A 25,600-nucleotide genomic window follows, 5' to 3' on the forward strand; every position below is an offset into this window, starting at 1 on the left:
ACGCTGTAACATGGAACGGAAGACCGGACGGCCGGGGCATCCGCCGTCGTCAAATCCAGACTTGTCAAAATTTGAACTCAACTAGGGGAGAACATGCTGTTGCAGCAGATCGCCACATTTGTCGCCGCCGCCGGCGAATCCGGCCATGAGGAACTGGCGCCGCTTATTGCGCCGCCGCTGGTGATTGGCGGCTCGATGTTCGCGATCCTCCTGGTCCTGATGTTCATCACGCTGTCCTACTCCAATCTGGGCCGGCGCCATGAGGCCGTCGAGGAGCACGCGGATCCGCACCGCCAGCACACGAACAAGCACGATCACGGCCAGGCCCAGGGACACTAGCTATTTCCGCCACCGTGAAGCAGCGCGGCGCCAAGCGCCGCCTGCGCCTGGGCGTGATGGGCGGTACCTTCGATCCGATCCATCACGGCCACCTTGTCGCGGCCAGCGAGGTCGCGGCCAAGTTCGACTTGGATGAAGTGGTGTTCGTGCCCACCGGGCAGCCCTGGCAGAAGTCGAGCCGGAAGGTCAGCGAGGCCGAACACCGGTACCTCATGACGGTCATCGCCACGGCATCGAACCCCCGGTTCACCGTTAGCAGGGTGGACGTGGACCGGCCAGGTCCCACCTACACGATCGATACGCTGCGTGACCTGCGTACGCTGCGCCCCGAGGCGGATCTCTTCTTCATCACCGGCGCGGACGCACTGGCCCAGATTCTTTCCTGGAAAGACATCGATGAACTCTGGTCGCTGGCGCACTTCGTGGGCGTGACCCGGCCCGGCCATGTGCTGGACGGCATGGGCCGTAAGGATGTCAGCCTGCTGGAAGTCCCGGCCATGGCCATCTCCTCCACCGACTGCCGCACCCGGGTGTTTGACGGTAATCCGGTCTGGTATCTGGTGCCCGACGGCGTGGTCCAGTACATCGCCAAGTACGGCCTGTACGCCGGCCACGCCGATCCGGCGGAGAGCGTGGCCGAGGACTTTCCGGCGGAGGGCGATCCTGCCCGGATCGACGCGCGGCATGACCCAGCCATCGAGATAACCCAACCAGCCCGCACTGAATGAGTTTGCAATGAGTCAGGAACAGCCACCCGTCCGCAGCCGGCGCGAATTGCGCCAGGCCAGAGATGAACGCCTGGAAACCAAGCAGCAGGCCGGTACCCCGGGTCCCGGCGCGGTTCCGGCTGCCACTAAACCTGCCTCGAAACCTTCCGCGGCGAAACCCGCCGAGCCTGCGCCCGCCGAAATCACCGGCCGGATCCGCCGGGTAGCCGAGGGCCCCGTCGACTCGGTTCCTGCCCCGTCCTCCGCCGAACGGTCATCGCAGGTGCGGGCCCGGGACCGGGCCACCCTGCGCACCATCAAGGAACTGGCGGAGAAAGAGGGCCACCTCGCGCCGGGAGGCGCGCCCACCCGGCGCCAACTGAGACTGCTGCAGCTGGCGGCCGAAACGGCCCCGGCCACCCAGGCGAATCTGATTGTCCCGGCCTCGCCGCGGACCCGTGCCACCCCCGTCGTGGCCCAGCCTGGCGCCAACCCCGGCGCAAGGCCCGGCACGGGCAAAGACAGCCCGGCCAAGGGCAGTGCAGGCCCGGGACAGGCTGCCAAGGGCACCGGCAAGGATGCCGACGGCGGCGCGGCACGCCCCGGTGGGCAGCCGCCCGAGGGGATTACGGTCGAGCAGGCCCTGGCCGCCCGGGAACTCCTGGCCGGGCAGGCGCAGAACCAGATCAAGAAGATGGCGCACATCGCTGCCACGGATCCCGACGCCGTCGATCCGGCAGTGCTGGCCGAGCAGATTGCGCTGGCCGAGCGCACGGCGGTGCTGAACCGCCGCGCCGCGGCCAAGCAGAAACTGGCTGAACAAACCAGCCAGCCGGCCCCGTTGCGCAACGCTCCCTCGACAGCGAGCAACCTGGCCATGGTCACACCGCTGGAATTCGTCGAGGTCCCTGGCGTGGAGCGGCCGGTCATGAAGCGCCCTGCCACGTCCTATGTTCCGGTCGTCACTAACCCGGGCCCCCGGGTTGAGAACCCCCGGAAGTCCGGCGGGCGCCGGCCGGGATTGTCCCGGCAGCGGGGCTCCGGGCCCACGACCGGCCGTGCCGGTGTGTTGGCCCGCGCGGAGGCCGCCGCAAGGGCAGCATCCGGGGCTGTGCCGCCCTCAGGTGCAGTCGGCGGAAACCCGGCGGAACCTGAGTCCGAAGAGCAGTTCGCCGGCAGGGCGCCGGTGGCCGCGAATTCAGCCTATGGGCTTGATCCGCTGGATGCCGCCACGGCCGGCCTCGGCCGGGCCCGCCGGCTCCGGATGATCCAGCTGGGGGTGCTGGCCCTGGGCGTCGTTGCCCTGATCGTCGGCATCACGCTGATCGCCACCAGTCTGGGGCGCTAGCCCCCGTCCCTGAGCGCCGGTGCCTCGACCACCGCGGCGCTGACGAAGCACTTAGACATCAAGCTTTTACACCACAACAAGGAGTCCCGTGACTGCAACAGATTCATCCATCGCCACAGCCCGCCACGCAGCCCGAGCGGCCTCGGACAAGCTGGCCGATGACATCGTCGCCCTGGACGTCAGCGAACGTCTCGCGTTGGCCGACGTGTTCCTGATCGCCTCGGCGCCCAGCGAACGCCAGGTCAACGCCATCGTCGACGGCATCGAGGAAGAACTCGCCAAGTTTGACCTCAAGCCGACCCGCCGCGAAGGCCGTTCGGGCGGCCGCTGGGTCCTGCTGGACTATGGCGACATCGTTATCCACGTCCAGCACGAGGAAGACCGCGTGTTCTACGCCCTGGAACGCCTCTGGAAGGACTGCCCGGTGGTCGATCTCCAGCTCGGCGACGACGTCTCGGCAAAAGCCACGGCCGGAACCGAAACCGAGTAGGCCGGCTGGAAACAGCCGGAACGTCAACAGCCTGAATATGCCCGATTTGGAATTTTCGGAAAGGCTGTTCTAAGATATTTGAGTTGCTTCGGAGAGATCCGGACCAAGTGCGGAGTCGGACGCGTCAGCGGACGGAGTCGGAGCAACGAAAATTCGGGGCTGTGGCGCAGCTGGTAGCGCACCTGCATGGCATGCAGGGGGTCAGGGGTTCGAGTCCCCTCAGCTCCACCGGATAATCCGCCGGAATCGAAAGATTCCGGCGGATTATTTTATGCCCCCGCCGTGCCAACCCATCGGAGACCTCCGGTGTGGCGCGGTCCGGGGGAACTTTGGAACCTACAGGGCACCCGAGAGTGCTGAACGACGGCGTGTCCCTGCCAAAGTGCCCCGCGACCGTACCGCCGCTTGCTCAAAGCTGCCACATTGTCGGGGCGGTGGCCGCGGGCCCTGTGGACAAGGCATTTTTGGGGAATGAAAGGTGCCGCCCCTTCGAAGCCTCCTGGTTTCCTTTCCTTTCACCGGGTTTTTCACTGCATTTCCCACCGGGCGTGTCGATTCGCGTCTGCGGGAAATGTGGTTTAAGCTGATCAGGTTGCTTTCGGGAACAGAGTTCTTCTCCCGGCGACTTCGGGGCTGTGGCGCAGCTGGTAGCGCACCTGCATGGCATGCAGGGGGTCAGGGGTTCGAGTCCCCTCAGCTCCACCGAAGAGGCCCCGCTCATTGAGCGGGGCCTCAACTTTTTCCCGGGGGCAGCGCCGCCGGCAGGAGGCGGGTCAACGCCGCTTCACACGAGAGCCCGGCGTCGGCCACCCGACTATTATGGGGACTGTGAACGAGACCCTGCCCCCGTGCCCTGAATGCTCCAGCGAGTACACCTATGAGATGGGGGCGCTCCTGGTCTGTCCCGAGTGCGCGCATGAATGGTCCCAGGCCACGGACACCGAGGAAGAATCCGCCGCAACCGTCATCAAGGACGCCGTCGGAAACGTCCTCGCCGACGGGGACACCGTCACCGTCATCAAGGACCTGAAGGTCAAGGGCGGCTCCGGCCCGATCAAGGTCGGTACCAAGGTGCGCAACATCCGGCTCGTCAACGGAGTCGGTGACCACGACATCGACTGCAAGGTCGACGGCTTCGGCCCCATGCAGCTCAAGTCCAGCGTCGTCAAAAAGATCTGACGGAGCCACCACCATTACCGATCTGGGCACAGCCAACGGCGCCGGGGGCAGGCTGCGGTTTTCCGACGTCGTCGTGATCGGCGCAGGGCAGGCCGGGCTGTCCGCCGCGTACCACCTGCAGCGCCGCGGCTTTGTCCCCGCCACCCCCGAACCGGCAGCGCCCGCCGGTGCAGTACCGCCCCGGACCTACATCGTGCTCGACGCTGAGGACGGACCCGGCGGGGCCTGGCGGCACCGCTGGAAGAGCCTGCTGATGGCAACCGTGAACGGCATCAGCGACCTGCCCGGCATCGCGCAGCCCGACGTCGACCCGGCCGAGGCCAGCTCAAGCTTCCTCACCCGCTACTTCGCCGGCTACGAGGAGGAACTGGGACTGGCCATCGAACGGCCGCTCAAGGTCCGCGCCGTCCGCCGGGAGGACGACGATCCTGCCGGACGCCTGCGGATCACCACCTCCCGCGGCGAGTGGTCCGCCCGGGCCGTGATCAATGCCACCGGCACCTGGACCAGGCCGTTCTGGCCCATCTACCCGGGCCAGACCACGTTCCGCGGGCGGCAGCTCCACGTCGCCGACTACGCCTCGGCCGAGGAGTTCCGCGGCCTGCACGTGATCGTGGTCGGCGGCGGCATCTCGGCCGTCGGCCTGCTCGACGAGATCTCCAAGGTCACTGCCACCACCTGGTTCACCCGTCGGGAACCGGTCTGGCGGGACGCCGCCTTCGACCGGCAGGCAGGCCACGACGCCGTCGCCCTCGTTGAGGAGCGCGTCCGCCAGGGCCTCCCGCCGCAGAGCGTCGTCGCCGTGACCGGACTGATCTGGACTCCGGCCCTTCGGGCGGCCGCCGCGCGCGGCGTGCTTGAGCGGCATCCGATGTTCACAGGCATCGAGCCCGACGGCGTGCGGCTGGCCGACGGCGGTTTCCTGGCCGCCGACGTGATCCTGTGGGCCACCGGCTTCCGGGCCGAGCTCGAACACCTCGCCCCGCTCCACCTGCGCGGGCCGGGCGGCGGGATCGCGATGGACGGCACCCGGGTGGCCGTGGAGCCGCGGGTCCATCTGGTGGGCTACGGACCCTCGTCCTCCACTATCGGCGCCAACCGGGCCGGCCGGGCCGCCGTGACCGGCATCGCCAAAATGCTGGCGGGTCCGGGATAACAAAAAGCAACGCGGGGTCACCTACGGCCCATCCCGGGGCTCAGGATGGGCCGTAGGTGACCCCGCGTTGCAGTGCAGTACCAAAGATCCAAACACCCCGGCTCCAATCCCAAGCCCGAACAGACTAGGCGGCACAACGCGCGTGGCGGACAACAATCTCGAATCCCTATTCTCCAAGCTCAGGAGGTTCCCCGACGTCGAGTCCACGAACCTGCAGGCCTGGGACGCCACGGACAAGCTCCTGCTGGACACGGCGGCCGGTCTCCTGGGGCCCGGAAGCACGCTCGCCGTCGTGGGGGACCGGTACGGCGCGCTGACCCTCGGCGCCCTCACCCTGGCGGCCGGCAGCGGCCGGACGGTCCGGGTCCACCAGGACCTCGTCACCGGCGAGCGTGCGTTGCGCAACAATGCCGAAGCCCTGGGCATCAGCGGAGGCTTTGAGCAGCTTCCCCTCGGACCTGCGCTGGCGGGCGCGTCCGTGGTGCTGCTGCAGCTGCCGAAGTCGCTGGCGGAGCTGGAGGAAATCGCCGACGCCGTGGCCCGCCACGCAGCTCCCGGCGTGGTGCTGCTGGCCGGCGGCCGGGTCAAACACATGAGCCTGGGCATGAACACCGTGCTGGAACGCTACTTCACCGAGGTCCGGCCCCAGCTTGCCCGGCAGAAATCGCGGATCCTGCTGGCCAGCGGACCAAAGCCGCTCACCGGTGCGCCGCCGTTTCCCGTCACCGGGAACAACGCCGAGCTGGGCCTGGTGGTCTGCGCGCATGGCGCCGTCTTCGCCGGCACAGGCCTGGACATCGGAACCCGGTTCCTGCTGGACTTCCTGCCCCGGATGCCGCACGCACGGCACGCCATAGACCTGGGCTGCGGCACGGGAATCCTCGCCGCCATGTATGCCCGCAGCCACCCGGACGCCGGGGTCACGGCCACGGACCAGTCGGCCGCCGCCGTCGGATCCGCCCTCGCCACCGCCCGTGCCAACGGGCTGGAGGGGCAGATCGACGTCCTCCAGGATGACGCCATGGGCTCCTTGGCGCAGGGGAGTGCCGGGCTGGTCCTCCTCAACCCGCCCTTCCACCTGGGGGCCGCCGTGCACGCCGGGGCCGGGATCAAGATGATCGAGGCGGCCGGCCGGGTCCTGGCACCGGGCGGTGAACTGTGGACGGTGTTCAACAGCCACCTGCACTATCAACCGGCGCTGGAACGCCTGATCGGGCCCACCCGCGAGGTCGGCAGGAACCCGAAATTCACTGTGACGGCGAGCACCAGGAAAACTGCCCGGGCGTGAGCCAGGCCTGTGGGCGGCTGCCTGCCCGTAACGTACGATTCTGACATCAGCACTGCTCAAACGATGACGTTCAGGGGGTATCAGTGACCATGATCCGCCAGCCCTCACCGAGACGCGGAACGAACCTGCCCCGCATGGGTGACTTCAACCTCACCGTCATCTTGGACGCCATCCGGCGCGCGCCGGCCGGCCTGAGCCGGGTGGAGCTGGCCCAGATCGTCGGGCTGTCCCCGCAGACGATCTCAAATATTTCGCGCCGCCTGCTGGACCAGGACCTGATCGTCGAGGCGGGCAAGGAAGGCACCGGTCCCGGCAAGCCACGGACCATGCTGCGGCTGAACTCCGCCGGACGTTATGCCGTGGGTGTCCATCTGGACCCGGCGGTGACGACGTTTGTGGTGCTGGACCTCGTCGGCGCCGTGGTCAGGAATTCACGGATCAAGCCACCCACCGGCGCCGACCCGGACGCCGTCATCGGCATCATCGCTGCCGAGATCAAGCGGCTCATCGCGGAGTCCGGCGTGGATCCTGCCAGGATCGCGGGGCTGGGCGTCGCTTCGCCCGGCCCGATCGACCTGGAGGAGGGCACCGTCGTCGACCCGCCGTTGCTGCTCGGCTGGCACCGCGTGCCGTTGCGGGACGCCCTGGCGGCGGCCACCGGGCTGTCCACCCTCGTGGACAAGGACGTGACCAGCGCGGCCGTGGCCGAGACCTGGGCCGGCGGTCCCAGCGGCGCCGGCAGCTTCATCTTCATGTACATGGGGACCGGGATCGGCTGCGGGATCGTGCTCAACGACGAGGTGCTGCGTGGCACCTCCGGCAATGCCGGCGAAATAGGCCACATCGTGGTGGACCCCGACGGCGCGCCCTGCGGCTGCGGGCTGCGCGGCTGCGTGAAGTCCAGTTGCATACCCAGGGTCCTCGTGGCCCAGGCGGAGGCGGCCGGCATCCTCGGCGGTTCCATGCATCCCGCCGAGGGCACCGACGGACCCGTGATCCAGGAGCGCTTTGCACGTCTCTGCGCAAAGGCCGACGCCGGGGACGAGCACGCCTCGCAGATCATCGAACGTTCCGCCGTGCTGCTGGCCCGCGCCGTCTCAACCGTCACCAATGTCCTGGATGTGGACCGCGTGGTATTCGGCGGCCCATTCTGGTCCTGCCTTGCGGCCAAGTACCTGGAACGGATCCCGGATCTGGTCCGGGAGAACAGCGCCACCCGGAAGATCCACGCGATCGAAGTAGTCGGCACCGGAGTCGGTGAGGACGTCGGCGCCATCGGTGCGGCCTGCCTCGTGCTCGAGCATACGCTCGCCCCGCGCTCCCAGCGCCTCCTGCTGGGGGGCTAGGCCGGACCCGGCCGGGCCGTCAGTCGATGTCCTCGATGACGGTTCCGAACGGGAGGGTGTCGTCAACGTGCGCCTGATGGCCGTGCGGAAGCACGAGAATCCGGACACCGTGCAGCTTGTCCGCCGCCGACTGCATGAGAATCGGCCGGACCGTGTTGATGAAACTCTCGCTCTTGCCGGCGAGATACTCCTGGTAACTGACTGGAAGCTGGATCATGGCAACAGGATAGCCCTGCGCAGCCGCGATGGGGAGGGCACCTACGGTCCGGTACGGCGAAGAATATTCTGCCCGGCAGCGAAATGTTCCGTAAAGTTGCGTCTTAATTCGGTGGCCGAGTTGAACGCCCCCACGGCGGGCCCTAGAGTTCTATACAAGTTACCTCAGTAACGTGTCAGCGATCCTCCGCTGCGGGCCACCCCAGGGCGGCCAAGGAGGGTGTGGGTGCCCCCATGTGGGCCTGACATTTGCTCACGGACAACTTCGTATCAGGCGTAACAGTCGCGGCTGCGTCCTGCAGGAGTTCTCTCCGTGTTCCCCAACTCAATTCATTGACGGCGAAGCTGCATCCTAGGGAGCATTCCCGGCGCAGCCTCCGTCAATGGTTCACAGCCAAGGACGCAAATGTCACCACCAAGCCTTATCGACACCCATCCCAATCTTGCCGGGGCGGCGCCCGTCGCCCTGTCCTATGAGCTGTTCCCGCCGCGGTCTGCCGCGGCTGCGGAATCGCTCTGGACCACCATCGGCGAACTGGAAACCACGGACCCGGACTATGTTTCCGTGACCTACGGCGCCAGCGGCTCCAACCGGAACACCGCCGTCGAGCTGATCAACCGGCTCGTGCAGGAAACGACGCTGCGGCCCCTGGCCCACCTGACCTGCGTGGGGAACTCCCCGGAGGAACTGGCGGAGATCATCGGCGAGTTGCTCGACGTCGGGGTGCGCGGCATCCTGGCCCTGCGCGGCGACCGGCCCAAGGACGGCGGCACCCCTCCGGAGGGGTCGCTGCGCTACGCCCAGGACCTGATCGAACTCATCCGCCGCGTCGAACAGCGCCGCTCGGCGCTGCTGTGCGCCGGGAAGGTGGCCGTCGGCGTTGCCGCGTACCCCACCCGGCACCCGGAATCCCCGAGTGAGGCGCACGACGTCGAGGTGCTGCTGGCCAAACAGCGTTCCGGCGCCGACTTCGCCATCACCCAGGTCTTCTTCCACACCCGGCAGTACGCGGACCTGCTGGCCCGCGCCCGCCGGGCCGGCGTCACCATCCCGATCATTCCGGGCGTGATGCCGTTGACCAGCATCCGCCGGCTCACCCGCCTCGGCGAGCTGACCGGCGTCGAACCGACCCCGGAACTCATGGGGCGGCTCGCCGGCGCCGATACCGACGCCGAACGGACCCGGATCGGGGTCAACGCCACCGTTGACCTGGCCAACGCGGCCCTGGACGCCGGCGCCCCCGGCATCCACCTCTACACCTTCAACGAACACGCCGCCGCGCTCGAGGTGCTGGACAAACTCGCACTGCCCCGGCCGCACCGAACACTGCCGAACGCGTCCCGGCGCACTGCCAGCCGCATCCGGCTCGCCAGCTAGTCACCACCAACTTCCTCACCCCGCTTCACCGACTACTTCAAGGAACTCCCATGACTGAGCAGAACCCCACCACCCCGTTCCCGGCCGCGTCCATCCTGGGCTACCCGCGCATCGGCCGCCGCCGCGAACTCAAGAAGGCCGTGGAGGCTTACTGGGCCGGCAAGATCGACGCCGCCGCCCTCGACGCCGCCGCCAAGGAGATCCAGCTCGGCACCGCCAAGCGCCTCCAGGACCTGGGCCTGACCGAAGCCGCAGCCGTCCCCGGCACCTTCTCCTACTACGACCAGGTCCTCGACGCCGCCGCGCACCTCGGGGCCGTGCCCGCCCGCTTCGGCAACCTCCTCGACGCAGCGGGCCAGCTGGACATCGACGGCTACTTCACCCTGGCCCGCGGGAACAAGCACCAGCAGCCGCTGGAAATGACCAAGTGGTTCGACACCAACTACCACTACCTCGTGCCGGAAATCGGCCCGGAGACCAGCTTCGCGCTGACCTCCAACCGCATCGTCGAGGAATTCGGGTACGCCCTCGCCAACGGAGTGGAGACCCGCCCGTACATCGTCGGCCCGGTCACCTTCCTGCTGCTGAGCAAGGCCTCCGACGACGCGCCGGCCGGCTTCCAGCCGCTGTCCCGCCTCGAGGACATCCTGCCGGTCTACGCCGCATTGCTGGAGAAGCTGGCCGCCGCCGGTGCCAGCTGGGTCCAGCTCGACGAGCCCGCCCTCGTGGCGGACCAGGACACCCCCGCCGAGGCGGTACAGGCCGCCGTCGCACGCTCCTACGAGGCCCTCTCCGCCGTCGCGAACCGCCCGCAGCTGTTCGTCTCCACCCCGTACGGTGCCCTCAACGGCCAGCTCGGCACCCTCGCCGCGACCGGCATCGATGCCCTGCACCTGGACGTCTTCAAGGGCGCGGTGCCCTCGGCCGCGGCCCTGGCCGCGCTGGGCAGCAAGACCCTGGTCGCCGGCGTCGTGGACGGCCACAACATCTGGCGCAACGACCTCGCGGCCTCCGCGGAGAAGATCGCCGAGCTGAAGAAGAGCGTGGCCAAGCTGGCCATCAGCACCTCCACCTCCACCCAGCACGTCCCGCACGACGTCGACGAGGAGGTCCAGCTCTCCGCCCAGCTGCGCAGCTGGCTGGCCTTCGCAGACCAGAAGACGGCGGAAGTCGTCACCCTGGCCGGCCTGCTCACCGACGCCGCGGCCGTCCAGCCGGCCATCGACGAGGCCACCCGCATCATCGCCTCCCGGCCCGGGGCCGAGGGCGTCCGCCGCGCCGAGGTCCGGGCCCGCACCGCCGCCCTGACCGACGCCGACTTCAACCGCTCCGCCTATGCAGTCCGGGAAGCGGCCCAGGAGACGGCGCTGCACCTGCCGCCGCTGCCGACCACCACGATCGGTTCCTTCCCGCAGACCGGTGAAATCCGTACCGCCCGTGCCCGGGCCAACAAGGGCGAGCTGACCACGGCACAGTACGAGCAGCTTTTGAAGGACGAGATCAAGCGCGTTGTGGAGCTGCAGGAAGAGCTCGGCTTCGACGTCCTGGTCCACGGCGAGCCCGAGCGCAACGACATGGTCCAGTACTTCGCCGAGAACCTCGAAGGCTTCGACGTCACCGTGCACGGCTGGGTCCAGTCCTACGGCTCACGCTGCACCCGCCCGTCCATCCTGTGGGGCGACGTGACCCGCAGCGCCCCGATCACGGTCGAATGGGCCAAGTATGCCCAGTCACTCACGAACAAGCCGATGAAGGGCATGCTCACCGGTCCGGTCACCATCCTGGCCTGGTCCTTCGTCCGCGACGACCAGCCCCTCGGCGAGACCGCCAACCAGGTTGCCCTGGCCCTCCGCGACGAGATCGCCGACCTCGAAGCCGCCGGCATCAGGATCATCCAGGTGGACGAGCCCGCCCTGCGTGAGCTCCTGCCGCTGCGCAAGGCGGACCAGGCCGCGTACCTGGACTGGTCCGTGAAGTCCTTCCGCCTCGCCACCGCCGGCGCCGGTGACAGCACGCAGGTCCACACCCACCTGTGCTACTCCGAGTTCGGCGCCATCATCGACGCGATCGACGGACTCGACGCCGACGTCACCTCGATCGAGGCCGCCCGCTCCCGCATGGAGGTCGTCCACGACCTCGAGCACCACGGCTTCGGCCGCGGAGTCGGCCCCGGCGTCTATGACATCCATTCGCCGCGCGTCCCGGGCGAGCAGGAAGTCACCGAGCTGCTCAGCACCGCTGTCAAGCATGTCCCGTCCCGCCAGCTCTGGGTCAACCCGGACTGCGGACTGAAGACCCGCGGCTACGCCGAGACCGAGGAGTCCCTGCGCAACCTGGTCGCGGCCACCAAGACGGTCCGCGCCGGACTGCTGGAATCCGCCAAGTAACGGCGGTCTGAATAGGAGAGCTCGCAGAGGCTCAAGGGCTAGTGCGGCCTGCCGCACTGGCCCTTGAGAAGCGAGCGAACGGGCGGCCGGCCCCCCTCAAAGTGGCCGGCCGCCGTCGTCGGTTCATCAGTGATGCCACTCACTCACTCACGGGTGCTCGATCGTGACGGTGCCGGCGTCGCCGTCGACACGGATCCGCTGTCCGCTGGTAAGCCGCTGGGTGGCCACTCCGGTGCCGAGCACGGCCGGGATTCCGTACTCCCGGGCCACGATCGAGCTGTGACTCAAGGGGCCGCCGACGTCGGTGACGACGGCGGAGGCCATGGCAAACAGCGAGGTCCAGGCGGGAGTGGTGATGCGGGCGACCAGGACATCTCCGGGCACCATCCGGGCGAAATCCTGGGGGCCGCTCAAGACACGGGCGGGAGCAGTGACCCGGCCCGGGCTGGCGCCGGCGCCTTTGATTGTGTCGCCACTCTGGTCTTGTGAGCCTGCCGGCATCATTGCCCCGAAGGCCCGCTCCATCCACCGGCTCTCCGGCAGCAGTTGCGGGACAGCGGCCTTTGCCTGGCCTCGCCACAGCATTTTGCGCTCCTCGACGGCGGCGGCGCGGACGGGCCGGTCTGCTCCGGTAATTGCCACTGCCGCCGGTGCGCCCGGCCGCTCCGGAACGCCTTGGATGTTCTGGCTTCCGGGACTTACCAGGGCTGCCGGCCCGGCGAGGCCGAACCCGACGGCGCTTTGCAGCTCCCGGTGGCGCAGCCAGAACACGTCGGCGGGCTCGGCGATGACAGCGGAGTCAACCAGCCGTCCTCCGAGCTCGAGCAGCATCTGCCGGATCAGCGGCCAGGCCAGGCCGACGTCGGCCAGGGCATCCTCGCGGATCGGTGCGGCACTCTGTGCCCACCGGAGCAGCCGGAGGAACGCGGCCCGGCGTCCCGGGCCGAGCCGGGCGATCGTCCGGCTGGTTTGATCCTCGCGGCGTGCGGCCGACAGCCGCTGGCGCTCGTGCGGGTCATTGCCCTGTCCCCGCAGGTAGAACTTCACCGTCTCCAGCAGCGGCGAGGGATCGTCGGCGGGCACCGGGCTGACGAAGTCCAGATTGTAGACCGCATGGCCGAACCGGCCGAGGTGGTCCTGGAAGCGGGTATACCATTGCTGCCAGAGTGCCGGGTCCAAACCGGCAGGCGGGAACCCGGTGCGCTGCGACTCGGCCAGTGCGGCTGTAGCTTGATTGAGGAGCGTCGGGGCCAGCCCGGGAACCTCTCGGGCCCAGACGGTGAGGTCGTACAGCGACTTCTCCGCCCGGATGGGTTCGCTGTCGTAGCCGAGGAGGAACGTCTGGGCGGGGGGATCCCCGTCGCGCCGAACGAACTTGTCGTAATACGTCCGGAAGGAGATTTCGCTGGTTGCAGCGATCGGAATGATGGACTGCACAGCCGTGTAGTACACGGTGCCGGCGTCCAGCAGCGTCTGCACACCCTCCAGCAGTTCCTCTCCGGAGAGCTCCCCGACGGGCTTCGCGGTCCAGTCCTTGATCACCTCCTCGTAGCGGGGACGCGAGAACTCCCGCCAGCCGGCCACTCCCATGTGCGCCTTGCCGCGGGCCAGCGCGCGCAGCGCGGTCAGCGACTTGGCCATCACCCGCCACATTCCCGAGGTGCGGTAGTAGTAATAGGCGTAGCCGTTAATGGTGGGCAGTCCGACGTCGTCCTGGCGGATGACGTCCTTGCCGACGGCGCCGGCCATCAAGGCCCTCAGCGACCGGGACACCGAGCCGTCTATGAGGTCGGCGAACAGCGGCGAGAGCGGGTCGGGCAACTGTTCCACGATGCTCGCCCGGAAGTAGAGCCCGTGCGCGTAGGGCACCGGCCAGGTATCCGGGGTGTCGGCCGCCGGTTCGGGCAGTGCGGTAATGGGCCGCGATTGCAGGATGAAGAACCCGTCACCGGCCCGCGCCCACTCGATGTCCTGCGGCGCCCCGAAATGATCCGCAATCCGTGTTCCGTAGCTGGCCAGCTCGGCCGCTGCCCGGTCGTCGAGTACGGGCTGACGACGGCACGCCGCCGGTACCGGCTGCTCCCGGGTTCCGTGGTCCGCGTAGATAGTCATGACCTCCTTGTCAGCGGTCCGGCGCGACAGCACACGGCCCGTCCCTGCCTCGACGACGACGTCATCCGTGGTCACCGTTCCGCTGACCACGGACTCGCCCAGTCCCCAGGCGGCACTGATCACGGTCTGGTCGCGGCGCCCGTTCGCCGGATTGGCGGTGAACATGACCCCGGCGGCCTCAGCTTCGACCATCCGCTGGACCACGACGGCGAGGCCTACCGTGTCCGGGCCGATCCCTTCGCGGGCGCGGTAGGCCATGGCACGCGCCGTCCACAGGGAAGCCCAGCAATCCCTCACGGCCGCGGCCAGGGCCTCCATCCCGCGGACGTTAAGGTAGGTTTCCTGTTGCCCGGCGAAGCTGGCCCAGGCTAGGTCCTCGGCCGTCGCGGAGGAGCGCACCGCCACGGCCGTGTCCCCGTTGCCGAGACGCCCGTAGGCAGCGCCGAGTTCTGCTGCGATCCCGCCCGGGATGGTTCCGCCGCTGAACAGGGCGTGGATCCGCTGCGAGGCATCCTCGTAGTCCTGGGGCGGCGCCTGCGGCGAGAGTGCAGCCAACTCCTGGATTCCGGCCTGGAGGTGATTGGACTCGACAAAATCCGCATAGGCTGCGGTGTTCAGCACAAACCCCGGAGGAACCGGCACCCCGGCCTGAATGAGGCCGCCCAGTCCGACGCCCTTGCCGCCGGCCACGGCGACGTCGCCTTGTCCCACATCGCCGATATTGTTGACGTACGTCATGGCCGCCGTCGGGCTTTATTCAGGGAGTCAGGGATTCAGGACTCCCAGAGGATCTCGTCGTCCACGACGCCGTCCTCATCGGCCGAGGCGACCAGTACCTCGTCGGTGAAGTGCGCGCCGAGGGTGAAGTCCAGGACGAAGTAGCGCTCGGGCTGGCCGGGGTAGATGCCCACGTGCCCCAGCTTGAGTGCCTTCAGGAAGACATCATTGGTCAGCTGGCTCATGTCCTCGACGCCGAAGACCTTTTTCAGCTGCTCGTCCTTGATGGCGCTGCAGTGGAAGCGCCGGTATTCCTGCGGGCTGGTGCCTTCTTCTTCCAGTTCCGCGGCGATCATCTCACGCACCTGGTCGACGATTTCGGGCAGGAACCGCAGCCGGTAGTCAACCTTGTGCAGGGCCGCCTCATCGAAGTGGTCATGCGCGTTGACGTTCAAGTCAAGCTCTACGGGATGGCCCGCCAGTTCGTGCTGGGCGGTGAAGTTATGGTCCCTCCCGTGGTTGAGCTGGACCTGTCCGAAGTGCTGGCTCGCTACCTTGCTCATATCTTCAACATAGTCCTGAAGACCGCCCCATTCCAGCATTCCCAAGGATTTTATCGGGTACCGGGCCGGCCCCGGGGCCAGATGGTGCAGACGGAACCGCGGGCCCCGCCCTCACCCGCAAGAACGCCCAATGACGGGATGGCCGACTTCGCCGGCCTATTGGTCAGCGCCAGGGTGGCGGGTTGGCCGCGATGATCTCGGGGGTCAGGACCATGCCTCCGAAGTCGGCGCGTGCCTTTGCCAGTGTGTCCGGGTCCGGGTCGATAGTTGCGTACCAGGGCTCCAGGTCTTTGGCCTGCACGAGGTGTTTGCCTGCGCCGAGGGGTTCGATGATCCAGTCGGACAGGTCGTTCGCGTGGGCCAGGTGGGCGTCGGTGAGGAGCTGAATTCCGTGCGCGTCGGCAATGTACTGCGCATCCAGGTGCCTGTTGTAGCGGATCTGCCATTCCTTCACATAGGGCAGCTCGGGCCTGCCGGCGGCAAGCTCACTCCAGCCGAGGGTGAGGGCATTGCTGTACTGCACAAACGCCAGATCGGTGTCCCCGGGGAACGCGACCATGGCACGGAGAACCTGCGCAAGCCGGTCCTGCCAAGATGCCGTGTCGTCCATGACCCCGTAGCAGGTTCGGCCCAGGGTGCTCAGCGACGCCCAGGCCAACCGGCGCGGCTCCGAACGCAGATAGGCAACACGAGCCTGTCCGAACCGCGCGGCACCGTCCGCGAGCGTCGGCCCGACGTCGGGGTTCTTGGTGCGGGTCTGGTAGATGTTTCGCAGCAGGTACACGTCCGCACCGTTGAACCGGCCCCACGCCGTGGCGGTGTCGGCTATCTTCGATGTCAGGGCGGACGGGACATGCCAGCCACGCTCCTGTTCGTCTGCGTCCAGCAGGGTCAGGTCAAGGGTCTGGTAGGAAACAAAGGCCGTAAGCTGCCTCGGCAGCTCGAATTCGCCGCTCAGCCAGTCCGGGAAAAACGCCTTCGGTGCGGCAGTGATCTTCCCGGACATCCCCAGGTCCTGCAGATGCCGGGCGAAGGCATCCAGCCAGGCGCGCACACCCTCCTCGGGGCCGGCTCTGCTCATCAGCGCCGCAGGTCCGGCGTCGGAGTCCGAGACCCCCTCGGTGAAGACCTCGGCGCCCCACCCGGCGTCCTCGACTGCCTGGTTCGCGACCTCAACCGCGGCCCTGACCGCGTCAAAAACATCCTTCGAACCGCGGGGCCGGAACTGCAGCCACAGCTCTTCGTACTGGGCCTTCCGCCAGGCATTCGACAACGCGCCCCACACAACCTCGACGCCGGACTCCGGCATCCGATCCCCCCTCGTTCACGCGGTACTACCGCTCTCCGGCGAACATACCCCATTCCATTGCGATTCGTCGTTGGGCATCCCGACATCGGACCGCCTGTGCGGGACAGCGTGTTGGGGGCTGTCCGGGTCGCGCTTGAGGGTTTTAGAGGTTGTCCATCGCTTCGCAGGGGCTGGCCCCGGGCTGGGTGCGGTGGACGTTCCTGGCGAGCCGGCTGATCAGGAGGCCGAGGTCCCGGGCGTCGTCCGCTTCGAGACCGGCAAGGAGGTCGGCTTCAGCCGCGGCGACCCGCTCCTCGTAGGCGGCCAGCATCTGCCGTCCGCTTGCGGTGGCGATGATTTTCCGGGCCCTTCGGTCGGCCGGGTCCGGAATGCGTTCGACGACGCCGGCATCCACCAGGGTGTCGAGCAGGTAGGTCAGCACGGTCCTGTCGATGGCCAGGTGCGCGCCGAGGGCCTGCTGGTTTGGCGGATCCTTGTGAACGACGGCGGACAGCACCTGGAAGCCCCGGATGCCGGCCGGCATCCCCGCAACGGCTGCCTCGAAGCGGGTCTGGTAGCCGCGAAGGACCATGCCCAGGTCCCATCCCAGGTCACCCGGGACAGCTGCCGGGACAGCTGCCGTGGCCGTGCCGGGGCGGCCGGATGTGGTGTCGCTCATGAACACATCATACCGCCAGGCGTGCAGTTGTTCAGATGTTCTGTTGAGCATATAGTCTGTAAAACAACATAGTTTTTCCGGGCCCCACGGCACTGCACACAGGAGAACATCATGGAACTCGGCGCCTACAGCTTCGGCGACACCCAACGCAACCCCGACGGGACGCTCCGGCCCACCGCCGAGGCCATCGGAAACCTCTTCGAGGCGATCGTCCTGGCCGACCAGGCGGGGCTGGACTACTTCGGCGTCGGCGAACACCACACCCTGGACATGCCCGCTTCTTCGCCGGGGACCGTGATCGCCGCCGCGGCGGCCGCCACAAAGCAGATCAAGCTCGGCAGCGGCGCGAGCATCATCAGCACCGATGACCCGGTCCGGGTCTTCCAGCAGTTCGCCACCGCCGACGCCGTCTCCGGCGGCGGCCGGGTGGAAATCACCGCCGGCCGCGGATCTTCGGTGGAGACCTTCCCGCTCTTCGGCTACGACCTCAACGACTACGACCGGCTCTACGCCGAAAAACTGGACCTGCTGATGACCATCAACAACAGCACAACCGAAAACGTCACCTGGTCAGGGACTGTCCGCCCCGCACTCCACGACCTGGCCGTCGTGCCCCGCCCGGTCAACGGCAGGCTGCCCCTCTGGCTGGCGACCGGTGGCAGTGCCCCGTCCTCGGTCCGCGCCGGAAAGCTCGGCCTGCCGATCTCCTACGGCATCATCGGCGGGGCCCCGGCACGGTTTGCCCCGCTGGCAGAGCTGTACCGGCAGTCCGCCGCGCAGGCCGGACATACCGGTGAGGATGTCAAGGTCTCCGTGGCGGCCCTCGGCCTGATCGCCCCGACCAAGACGGAAGCACTCGAGCGCTTCTATCCCGGCTGGTACAACCTCAACATCGAAATGGGCAAACTCCGCGGCTGGCCGGCACCGGACAAGCGCCAGTTCCTGGCGCAGGCAGAGGCCCCGGGCGCCTACTACGTCGGCGACCCCGACGAAATCGCCGCACGCATCGTGGACCTCCACGGGCATATGGGACACATGCGCCACTTCCTGCAGATGGACATCGGCGGCCTGCCCCACGAGCACTTCCTGGAATCCCTGACCCTGCTCGCCACCGAGGTCAAACCCCGCGTCGAACGCCTCCTGAAGAAGCTGTAGGGATGCCGGCGAAGGCCCCCGGGAACACGGCCCGTCCCACGGACTTCCCATCAGGACTGATGGGATACTCCAGGGCTCAGCAGCTCTGCCAGCATCGCGCTTAGCGCGGCGGGGATGAGGAAGAGGCCGGCGAAATGCGCATAGAGGCCATCCGGGAGCTCTATGGCCAGCCCGCCGACGACCACCGCGGGAAGAGCCGTCAGAACCGACACCCAGAGGGGCCTTCGCCGCAGCCTCGCCCACACGCAGGCCCCGGCAAACGCCATGGCTCCGAGGAGTACCAGCCTGTGGCCCTCAGCGTCGGTGGGTGACCGGGCGATGAAGTTGAACGAGTAGGCCAACCCGGAGGTCATCACCACTCCTGCGAGCAGGACAAGCAGCGACCACAGCCCATCGGCCCACCTGATACGGGTCCCCATGGATTGAGGTTACCCGTTGCCGGCACAACCGTCCGCACCCCGGTACATTGATCGGATGCAAACAGTTACCCCTGCCGTCGCCCGCGCACGCGAACTCTTCGGCAGCGGAGCCACCCGTCCGCTGGCGTGGCGGCTGGAGCAACTCGGCAGCCTGCGCCGGATGCTGGGCGAGCGGCGTACGGAATTCATCGACGCCCTGGGCAGCGATCTCGGCAAGCACCGCACCGAGGCCCAGCTGGCCGAAATAGGCTTCGTCACGGCCGAAGCCGCGCACCTGGAGCGGCACCTCGAAGGCTGGCTGCGGCCGCGGCCCGTGCCGGTGCCGCTGGCCGTGCAGCCGGCCAAAGCCTGGACCGAGCTCACGCCGCTGGGCGTGGTGCTCGTGATCGGCCCGTGGAACTACCCGCTGCAGCTGGTGCTCGCGCCGCTGGCCGGCGCCCTGGCGGCCGGCAACACCGCGGTGCTCAAACCCAGCGAACACGCCCCGGCCACCTCGGCCGCCCTGGCGCGCTGGATCCCGGAATACCTGGCCGGCGCCGCCGAGGTGGTCGAGGGCGGCATCCCGGAGACCACCGCGCTCCTGGCCGAACGCTTCGACCACATCTTCTTCACCGGAGGCGAAGCCGCCGCCAAGGTGGTGCTGCACGCGGCAGCCGAAAACCTCACCCCCGTGACCCTGGAGCTGGGCGGCAAGTCCCCGGCCTATGTGGATGCCAGCACGGACCTGGCGAAGGCAGCCAAGCGGATCGCCTGGGGCCGGTTCATGAACGCCGGGCAGACCTGCGTGGCGCCGGACTACGTCCTGGCCACCCCCGAGGTGCTGGACGGTCTGGAACACGAGCTCGTCAAAGCCATCACCGCACTCTTCGGGACGGATTCCGCCCGGAGCGAGTCCTACGGGCGGATTGTTGATGACCGCCATTTCCAGCGGCTCGCCGCCCTCGCGGACGGCAGCACCGTGGTCCACGGCGGGCAGCGGGACGCCGCCACCCGGTACTTCGCGCCGACGCTGCTGCGGCCCGCGCCCGGGGACGCGGTCATGGCGGAGGAGATCTTCGGCCCGCTGCTGCCGCTGCTCCCGGTCACCGGACGCGGGGAAGCCATCCGGATGATCAACGCCCGCGCCAAGCCGCTGGCGCTGTATGTGTTCAGCAACGACGCCGGCACCAGGCGTGAGTTCGCCGAGCGGACTTCCTCGGGGGCGCTGTGCTTTGACATCCCGGCGGCGCACCTGACGGTGCCGGGCCTGCCCTTCGGCGGGGTGGGCGGCAGCGGCATGGGCGCCTATCACGGGGAAGACTCGGTGCGCACCTTCTCGCACGAGCGGGCCAGCCTGGCCAAGCCGCTCCGGCCGGACACCCTGGAGCTGATCTACCCGCCGTACGGCAAAGCCAAGGACCGGATCAGCCGCGCCCTCACGGCGCGGGCCTGGATGCGGCGCCGCAAGCGCTGACCCGGCCCCTTGCGGCAGGGGGACATGCCCAGCCGTGGCCACTGCAGGTGGACATGCTCAGTCCTTGCGGGTGGTCCCGAGCTTGTGCAGCGTGTCCGCCAGCAGCTCAACGAACAGCTGGACCCGGGCCGTCCGCTTCTCGTTGATCAGCAGGGCGAAGACGTTGCGGGCCAGCCGGATCTCCGGAACGTCCAGCACCACCACCCCGGCCGGGCGGTGCAGCAGGGCGAGCTCGGGCACCAGGGCGGCGCCGAGTCCGGCCGCCGCCATCTCCAGGCTGGCATGGAAGTCATCGCTGTACGCCACCACCCGCGGATGCAGGTTGCAGCTGGCAAAGAGGCGCTCGATCACCGTGGCGTCGGACGTGCCCGGGTGGTGGACAATCCACGGCATGTCCGAGAGATGGTCCGCGGCCACCTTGGAATCCGTGCCGATGCCCCAGGCCGCCGGCAGCACCACCCGGAAGTCGTCGTCGCCGATCCACTGCCGGTTCACGGTGTGCGGCCAGGCGAGGCCGGACTGGCCCACCTGGTAGACCAGCGCCACATCGAGCTCGCCGCCGGTCCGCAGCCCCTGGATGGTCTGGGCCGGCTCGGCCACGGACACCCGCAGGTCGATCCCGAGGTTCTTCCAGGCCGGATTCTGCAGCATCCGCGGCAGCACGTAGGTCGCCAGGCTGGGGAAGATGCCCAGCCGGAGCTCCTGGCTCGTCGCGTCATGGGTGCGGGAGGCGGCCGCCATGAGGGCCTCGATGTCGGTAAGGACCTTGGAGGCGTGCCGGGTCATCACGACGGCGGCTTCCGTGGGCTGGATGCTGCGCGCCGAGCGCTGGAACAGTTTCACCCCGGTGTCCCGTTCGAGGGCGGACATCTGCTGGGACACCGCGGACGCCGTGTAGCCAAGCGGGGTGGCGGCCGCCGCGAACGAGCCCAGCCGGATCACTTCGACAAGGGTCCGCAGATGGACGGGGTTGATCAAGGGCTGCCTTTCGCATGTTCGGTGAGGCGGGACCGCGATCCCGCTTTATTCTGGCACATTGGTCGGGAGCAGACCGCTTGAAATCCAGACACATCCGGAGCCCCCACGGCTACGAATTGCCCATAAGACGATTCACCAGGACAATCCGGGCAAGCCAACAGGAGCAGAACAGTGTCACAAGCAGCAGGGATTCCGGAGGGCCGGCGGGTAGCCGTGATCGGCAGCGGCGTGGCGGGACTGACCGCCGCCTACATACTGAACAGGGCGGACCGGGTGACCCTCTTCGAGGCGGACCCGCGGCTGGGCGGCCATGCCCACACCCACGACGTCCCGCAACCGGACGGCTCCGTCCTGGGCGTGGACACCGGCTTCATCGTCCACAACGAGCGGACCTACCCCACGCTGCTGCGGCTCTTCGCCGAACTCGGCGTCGAAACCCAGCCCTCCGAAATGAGCATGTCCATCCGCTGCGACGGATGCGGCCTCGAATACGCCGGCGCCCGGGCCCACGGCCGCGGCATCATCCCCAGGCCCTCCACCCTGCTGCGCGGCCGGTACCTGCTGATGCTGCTGGAAGTCACGCGCTTCTACCGCCGGGCCCGCGCCCTTCTCGCCGAAGGCGCCCTGCTCGCCGAAGGCGCCCTTCTCGCCGAAGGCGCACCGCTAGCCGAAGGCGTGGACGGGCAATCAGCCGAGCTGACCCTGGGCGAGTTCCTGGCCCGCGAAAAGTTCAGCAGCTACTTCAGCTCGCACTTCATGACGCCGATCGTGAGCGCCGTCTGGTCCTGCGACCCCACCACGGCGCTGGCCTACCCGGCCCGCTACCTCTTCACCTTCCTCGGCCACCATGGCCTGCTCGGGGTCGCCGGCTCGCCGCAGTGGCGGACCGTCACCGGCGGATCCCGCAGCTACGTGGACAAGCTGGCCGCCACGCTGCCGGACATCCGCCTCTCCACCCCCGTCACCGGCGTCCGGCGCCACGCCGACGGCGTCGAACTCACCACCGGGCCCGGCCCTGGCCAGTCCAGCACGGAGAACTTCGACGCCGTCGTGATTGCCACCCACCCGGAGCAGGCGCTGCGCATGCTCTCCGACGCCTCGCCCGCGGAGAAGGATGCCCTGGCGAACATGCCGTACTCGGTCAACCACACCGTCTTCCACCGCGACGACTCCGTGCTGCCGTCCAGCGGCAACGCCAGGGCCTCCTGGAACTACCGGCTGCCCTCCTGCGACGCCCGGCCGGACAAGGTCCTGGTCAGCTACGACCTGACGCGGCTGCAGCGGCTCAACCCCGCGGACGGCCGGCCCTACCTCGTGAGCCTGGGCGAATCCGCACTCATCGCGGACGGCACGGTGCTGGAGCGGATGGTCTACGAGCACCCGCAGTACACCCCGGATTCCCTGAAAGCCCAGCAGCAGATCCTTGAACTGGGCGACAGCCGGCTGGCCTTCGCCGGCGCCTACCACGGCTGGGGTTTCCACGAGGATGGCGCCCTCTCCGGCGTCAAGGCCGCAGCCCGGCTGGGGCGGCACTGGGACGGGGCCGCCGTCGTCCCTGGAAACGTCGCCCTTGACCCTGACCTCCAGACCGTCGCTGCGGAGGGCGCATGAGCGCACCGGCAGTCATCTACCGCACCTCCATTTCGCATGTGCGGCGCACCCCGCTGCACAACGCCTTCACCTACCGCAGCTACAGCTGGTACGTCGACGTCGACCATCTCCCCACGGTGCCCCGCCTCCTGAAGCCGCTCGCCGGTTTCTGCGCCGCGGACCATCTGGGCGACCCGGCCGGCACCCTGCGCGGCAACGTTGAGCGTTTCCTGGCCACCCGGGGGATAGCGCTCGACGGCGGCCGCATCACCATGCTGGCCAGCGCCCGCGTGCTCGGGCACGTGTTCAACCCGCTGTCCCTGTTCTGGTGCCACGACGCCGCGGGGGAGTTGCGCTGCGTCCTCGCCGAGGTCCACAACACCTACGGCGAACGGCACTGCTACGTCCTGGAAACGGACGACGCCGGCCGTGCCAGCGTCCCCAAGGCCTTCTACGTCTCGCCGTTCAACGACGTTGAGGGCCAGTACCGGATGAAACTGCCCGAACCGGACAGCCGGCTCGCGGTGTCGATCGTCCTGGAACGGGAGGGGCAAAAACCCTTCATTGCCACCATGGACGGCGAACGGCACGAAGCCACCGTGCGGAACATCCTGGCCGCCGCGCTCGCGGTACCCGTGGCACCGCTGCGCGTTGTCGGCCAGATCCACTGGCAGGGCATTAAGCTGTGGGCACGTCGCCTGCCCATCATCAAACGACCACACCACCCTTCACAGGAGGCAGTCCAGTGACTATGACCGAAGCGGGCGGATCAGCCGCCGCACAGCGCGTTCCCGCCGGGGCTCCGTACACGGTCCCGCAGCCGCCCAGCCACGTCGACGCCGAGGCCTGGCCCGGCATCGCCACGGTGCCCTCGGGCCTGAAGGCCGCCGTGGCCGGCCGCGCCGCCGAAGCCATCTTCAAGGCCGCCGTGCGCCGGCTGCCGCTGGAGGTCCGATACCCGGACGGAACGGTCCTTGGAAAATCGGGTCCCGTCATGACGATCAACCGGCCGGAGGCTTTCGCCGCCCGGCTCGGCGACGGCGGACTGATCGGCCTCGGCGAGTCCTACATGGCCGGCGACTGGGACGCGGCGGACCTCACGGCCGTGCTCGAGGTGTTCGCCGGGAGCGTCGGCAGCCTGGTTCCCGAGCCGCTGCAGAAACTTCGGGCCCTCTACCTGCCGCGCCAGCCGCGCCGGGAACGCAACACCGAGCAGAACACCCGCTCCAACATCTCCCGGCACTATGACCTCTCCAACGAACTCTTCGCCTCGTTCCTGGACGAGACTATGACCTACTCCAGCGCCCTCTTCCCGGAGTCGGGGGAGACGATGAAGACCGTCGCCTGGGACGGCTTCGCTGCCGCCCAACGGGCCAAGATCGACCGGCTGCTGGACAAGGCCGGCGTCGGGCAGGGCACCCGGGTGCTGGAGATCGGCACCGGCTGGGGCGAACTCGCCCTGCGGGCCGCCGCCCGCGGCGCCACCGTCTACTCCGTCACCCTCTCCAGCGAGCAGCAGGAACTGGCCCGCAAGCGCGTCGCCGACGCCGGATACACCGACGCCGTCACCATCGAACTCAAGGACTACCGCGCCGTCGAAGGCGAGTACGACGCCGTCGTCTCGGTCGAGATGATCGAGGCGGTGGGCTTCGAGTACTGGGCCACCTACTTCCAGACGATCGAACGGGTCCTGGCCCCGGGCGGCAAGGTGGCCATCCAGGCCATCACGATCGGCCACGACCGGCTGCTCGCCACCCGCTCCAGCTACACCTGGGTGCACAAGTACATCTTCCCGGGCGGCGTCATCCCCTCGGTGCGTGCCATCGAGGACATCACCGAGAAGCAGACCGGGCTCCGGGTCCGCGAACGCCTCGCCATGGGGGAACACTACGGGCAGACCCTCCGCCTCTGGGAGGAACGTTTCATGGCCCGGGCCGAGGAAGTCCGCGGCCTGGGCTTTGACGAGATCTTCCAGCGCATGTGGCAGTTCTATCTCTGCTACTCCCGGGCCGGCTTCCAGTCGGGGTACCTTGATGTCCAGCAGATCGTGCTGGACAAGCGGGCCGCGTAGGAGAGGCGCAGCCGCAGGAACAGGGCTGTCAGAAGCGTCACGCCAGGCAGGGCGGACACCCCGGGGTGTCCGCTTTTCCTGTGTCTCCGCACACCTGTTTGCGTGTCCTGGCTCACTGTCCGACACGCCGTCCACGGGGCGACACGCGGGGTGATTAATTGTGGCTAAGTAGTCCACAGGCTGTGGATTTCGTCCCCGAAAACCGCGGGATCACGGACGTTTTGAAGGCCCCTCCCTGTGGATTAACCCTGCGTAAAATGACATACTTGTAATACATCATCTTGGGGTCCAAGCGGGGGCCTTGCACTACATGTAGTATCGACATACAGTTTGAGCACAGCACCGGGGCACGGCAGGATGAGCAGGAAACCGCCCGCCCCGAGACGCCACAGCGGCGACGCCGTACAAGACAACGCCGCACCAAAGACGCCGTATAAGAAACGCCGTACAAGAGACTTCAACAAAGGGGACAGGGACCATGACCGTTACGGTTTACACGAAGCCGGCCTGTGTTCAGTGCAACGCAACATACCGCGCGCTGGACAAGAAAGGCATCACCTACCAGAGCGTCGACATCTCACAGGATGCGGATGCCCTCGAGCGCCTGAAGTCCCTGGGCTACCTGCAGGCCCCGGTCGTCGTCACGGACCAGGACCACTGGTCCGGTTTCCGCCCGGACAAGATCGAAGAACTGGCGCAGGCATTCGCCGTCGCCTGAAACGTTGCGGACGCCGCTACCGG

The 25,600-nt window shown here is 68.1% G+C and carries 23 protein-coding genes and 2 tRNA genes; 18 read left to right on the forward strand and 7 right to left on the reverse strand.

Going from position 1 to position 25,600, the window contains the following annotated elements; genetic code table 11:
- Window positions 1-93: 93 nt before the first annotated feature.
- The 10 genes from E5206_RS10625 (at window position 94) to E5206_RS10670 (ending at window position 7,853) form a co-directional block, all read left to right on the forward strand.
- Window positions 94-339 carry a hypothetical protein gene (locus E5206_RS10625; protein WP_136322452.1) on the forward strand — a complete coding sequence of 82 codons (246 nt, stop codon included), beginning with the start codon at window positions 94-96 and terminating at the stop codon, window positions 337-339.
- A 56-nt stretch (window positions 340-395) separates the two neighbouring features.
- Window positions 396-1,067 (forward strand): nicotinate-nucleotide adenylyltransferase, encoded by a 672-nt coding sequence (gene nadD, locus E5206_RS10630; protein ID WP_240690166.1) that lies wholly within the window; start codon window positions 396-398, stop codon window positions 1,065-1,067.
- A 7-nt stretch (window positions 1,068-1,074) separates the two neighbouring features.
- Complete coding sequence (locus tag E5206_RS10635; protein WP_136322453.1) at window positions 1,075-2,394, forward strand: hypothetical protein; 1,320 nt, start codon at window positions 1,075-1,077, stop codon at window positions 2,392-2,394.
- Between the two features lie 88 nt (window positions 2,395-2,482).
- Window positions 2,483-2,884, forward strand: coding sequence for a ribosome silencing factor (rsfS, locus tag E5206_RS10640; RefSeq protein WP_136322454.1), 402 nt, complete (start codon window positions 2,483-2,485; stop codon window positions 2,882-2,884).
- A 155-nt stretch (window positions 2,885-3,039) separates the two neighbouring features.
- Window positions 3,040-3,112: transfer RNA gene (locus E5206_RS10645), tRNA-Ala, on the forward strand.
- Window positions 3,113-3,513: 401 nt separating this feature from the next.
- Window positions 3,514-3,586, forward strand: a tRNA-Ala gene (locus E5206_RS10650).
- A gap of 117 nt (window positions 3,587-3,703) precedes the next feature.
- Window positions 3,704-4,063 (forward strand): zinc ribbon domain-containing protein YjdM, encoded by a 360-nt coding sequence (locus tag E5206_RS10655; RefSeq protein ID WP_136322455.1) that lies wholly within the window; start codon window positions 3,704-3,706, stop codon window positions 4,061-4,063.
- A gap of 73 nt (window positions 4,064-4,136) precedes the next feature.
- On the forward strand, window positions 4,137-5,219 hold the full coding sequence (locus E5206_RS10660; protein ID WP_240689634.1) for an NAD(P)-binding domain-containing protein: 1,083 nt from the start codon (window positions 4,137-4,139) through the stop codon (window positions 5,217-5,219).
- A 142-nt stretch (window positions 5,220-5,361) separates the two neighbouring features.
- Entirely contained in the window at window positions 5,362-6,507 is a 1,146-nt protein-coding gene (locus E5206_RS10665) for a class I SAM-dependent methyltransferase (protein ID WP_136322456.1), read from the forward strand.
- Between the two features lie 134 nt (window positions 6,508-6,641).
- Window positions 6,642-7,853, forward strand: a complete 1,212-nt coding sequence (locus tag E5206_RS10670; protein WP_136322457.1) for an ROK family transcriptional regulator — start codon at window positions 6,642-6,644, stop codon at window positions 7,851-7,853.
- 19 nt (window positions 7,854-7,872) lie between these two features.
- Here E5206_RS10670 and E5206_RS10675 read toward each other — a convergent pair whose 3' ends face one another.
- Entirely contained in the window at window positions 7,873-8,070 is a 198-nt protein-coding gene (locus tag E5206_RS10675) for a hypothetical protein (RefSeq protein ID WP_136322458.1), read from the reverse strand.
- A gap of 405 nt (window positions 8,071-8,475) precedes the next feature.
- On the opposite strand from E5206_RS10675, the gene E5206_RS10680 reads away from it, so the two are divergent.
- Window positions 8,476-9,447 carry a methylenetetrahydrofolate reductase gene (locus E5206_RS10680; protein ID WP_136322459.1) on the forward strand — a complete coding sequence of 324 codons (972 nt, stop codon included), beginning with the start codon at window positions 8,476-8,478 and terminating at the stop codon, window positions 9,445-9,447.
- 50 nt (window positions 9,448-9,497) lie between these two features.
- A complete protein-coding gene (gene metE, locus E5206_RS10685) occupies window positions 9,498-11,834 on the forward strand; it encodes a 5-methyltetrahydropteroyltriglutamate--homocysteine S-methyltransferase (RefSeq protein WP_136322460.1) in 2,337 nt (778 codons plus the stop codon).
- A gap of 147 nt (window positions 11,835-11,981) precedes the next feature.
- Here metE and E5206_RS10690 read toward each other — a convergent pair whose 3' ends face one another.
- The 4 genes from E5206_RS10690 to E5206_RS10705 all read right to left on the reverse strand — a co-directional run bounded on the left by E5206_RS10690 (window position 11,982) and on the right by E5206_RS10705 (window position 17,193).
- The gene (locus E5206_RS10690) at window positions 11,982-14,684 is read right to left on the reverse strand and encodes a PEP/pyruvate-binding domain-containing protein (RefSeq protein WP_136322461.1); all 2,703 of its coding nucleotides are present in this window, start codon (window positions 14,682-14,684) and stop codon (window positions 11,982-11,984) included.
- Window positions 14,685-14,719: 35 nt separating this feature from the next.
- A complete protein-coding gene (locus E5206_RS10695; protein WP_136322462.1) occupies window positions 14,720-15,226 on the reverse strand; it encodes a DUF2004 domain-containing protein in 507 nt (168 codons plus the stop codon).
- A 163-nt stretch (window positions 15,227-15,389) separates the two neighbouring features.
- Window positions 15,390-16,535, reverse strand: coding sequence for a hypothetical protein (locus E5206_RS10700; RefSeq protein ID WP_136322463.1), 1,146 nt, complete (start codon window positions 16,533-16,535; stop codon window positions 15,390-15,392).
- A 142-nt stretch (window positions 16,536-16,677) separates the two neighbouring features.
- Complete coding sequence (locus E5206_RS10705) at window positions 16,678-17,193, reverse strand: MarR family winged helix-turn-helix transcriptional regulator (RefSeq protein WP_205759897.1); 516 nt, start codon at window positions 17,191-17,193, stop codon at window positions 16,678-16,680.
- Between the two features lie 111 nt (window positions 17,194-17,304).
- On the opposite strand from E5206_RS10705, the gene E5206_RS10710 reads away from it, so the two are divergent.
- Window positions 17,305-18,348 carry an LLM class flavin-dependent oxidoreductase gene (locus tag E5206_RS10710; RefSeq protein ID WP_136322464.1) on the forward strand — a complete coding sequence of 348 codons (1,044 nt, stop codon included), beginning with the start codon at window positions 17,305-17,307 and terminating at the stop codon, window positions 18,346-18,348.
- Window positions 18,349-18,398: 50 nt separating this feature from the next.
- On the opposite strand, the gene E5206_RS10715 is transcribed toward E5206_RS10710, so the two are convergent.
- Complete coding sequence (locus E5206_RS10715) at window positions 18,399-18,701, reverse strand: hypothetical protein (protein ID WP_136322465.1); 303 nt, start codon at window positions 18,699-18,701, stop codon at window positions 18,399-18,401.
- Window positions 18,702-18,822: 121 nt separating this feature from the next.
- Here E5206_RS10715 and E5206_RS10720 point away from each other — a divergent pair, with 121 nt between their 5' ends.
- A complete protein-coding gene (locus E5206_RS10720; protein ID WP_136322466.1) occupies window positions 18,823-20,220 on the forward strand; it encodes an aldehyde dehydrogenase family protein in 1,398 nt (465 codons plus the stop codon).
- 57 nt (window positions 20,221-20,277) lie between these two features.
- Here the strand turns inward: E5206_RS10720 and E5206_RS10725 are convergent, their stop codons facing one another.
- Entirely contained in the window at window positions 20,278-21,198 is a 921-nt protein-coding gene (locus E5206_RS10725) for a LysR family transcriptional regulator (RefSeq protein WP_136322467.1), read from the reverse strand.
- 171 nt (window positions 21,199-21,369) lie between these two features.
- Between E5206_RS10725 and E5206_RS10730 the strand changes: the two genes are divergently transcribed.
- The 4 genes from E5206_RS10730 to nrdH all read left to right on the forward strand — a co-directional run bounded on the left by E5206_RS10730 (window position 21,370) and on the right by nrdH (window position 25,577).
- Window positions 21,370-22,809, forward strand: coding sequence for an FAD-dependent oxidoreductase (locus E5206_RS10730; protein ID WP_136322468.1), 1,440 nt, complete (start codon window positions 21,370-21,372; stop codon window positions 22,807-22,809).
- Window positions 22,806-23,537 carry a DUF1365 domain-containing protein gene (locus E5206_RS10735; protein WP_136322469.1) on the forward strand — a complete coding sequence of 244 codons (732 nt, stop codon included), beginning with the start codon at window positions 22,806-22,808 and terminating at the stop codon, window positions 23,535-23,537. Before E5206_RS10730 ends, E5206_RS10735 begins: the two co-directional genes overlap by 4 nt.
- A 2-nt stretch (window positions 23,538-23,539) precedes the next feature.
- Entirely contained in the window at window positions 23,540-24,859 is a 1,320-nt protein-coding gene (locus E5206_RS10740; protein WP_136324077.1) for a cyclopropane-fatty-acyl-phospholipid synthase family protein, read from the forward strand.
- A 478-nt stretch (window positions 24,860-25,337) separates the two neighbouring features.
- A complete protein-coding gene (gene nrdH, locus E5206_RS10745) occupies window positions 25,338-25,577 on the forward strand; it encodes a glutaredoxin-like protein NrdH (RefSeq protein WP_136322470.1) in 240 nt (79 codons plus the stop codon).
- Window positions 25,578-25,600 lie beyond the last annotated feature (23 nt).

This window comes from Arthrobacter sp. PAMC25564 (assembly GCF_004798705.1).
Classification (GTDB): domain Bacteria; phylum Actinomycetota; class Actinomycetes; order Actinomycetales; family Micrococcaceae; genus Arthrobacter.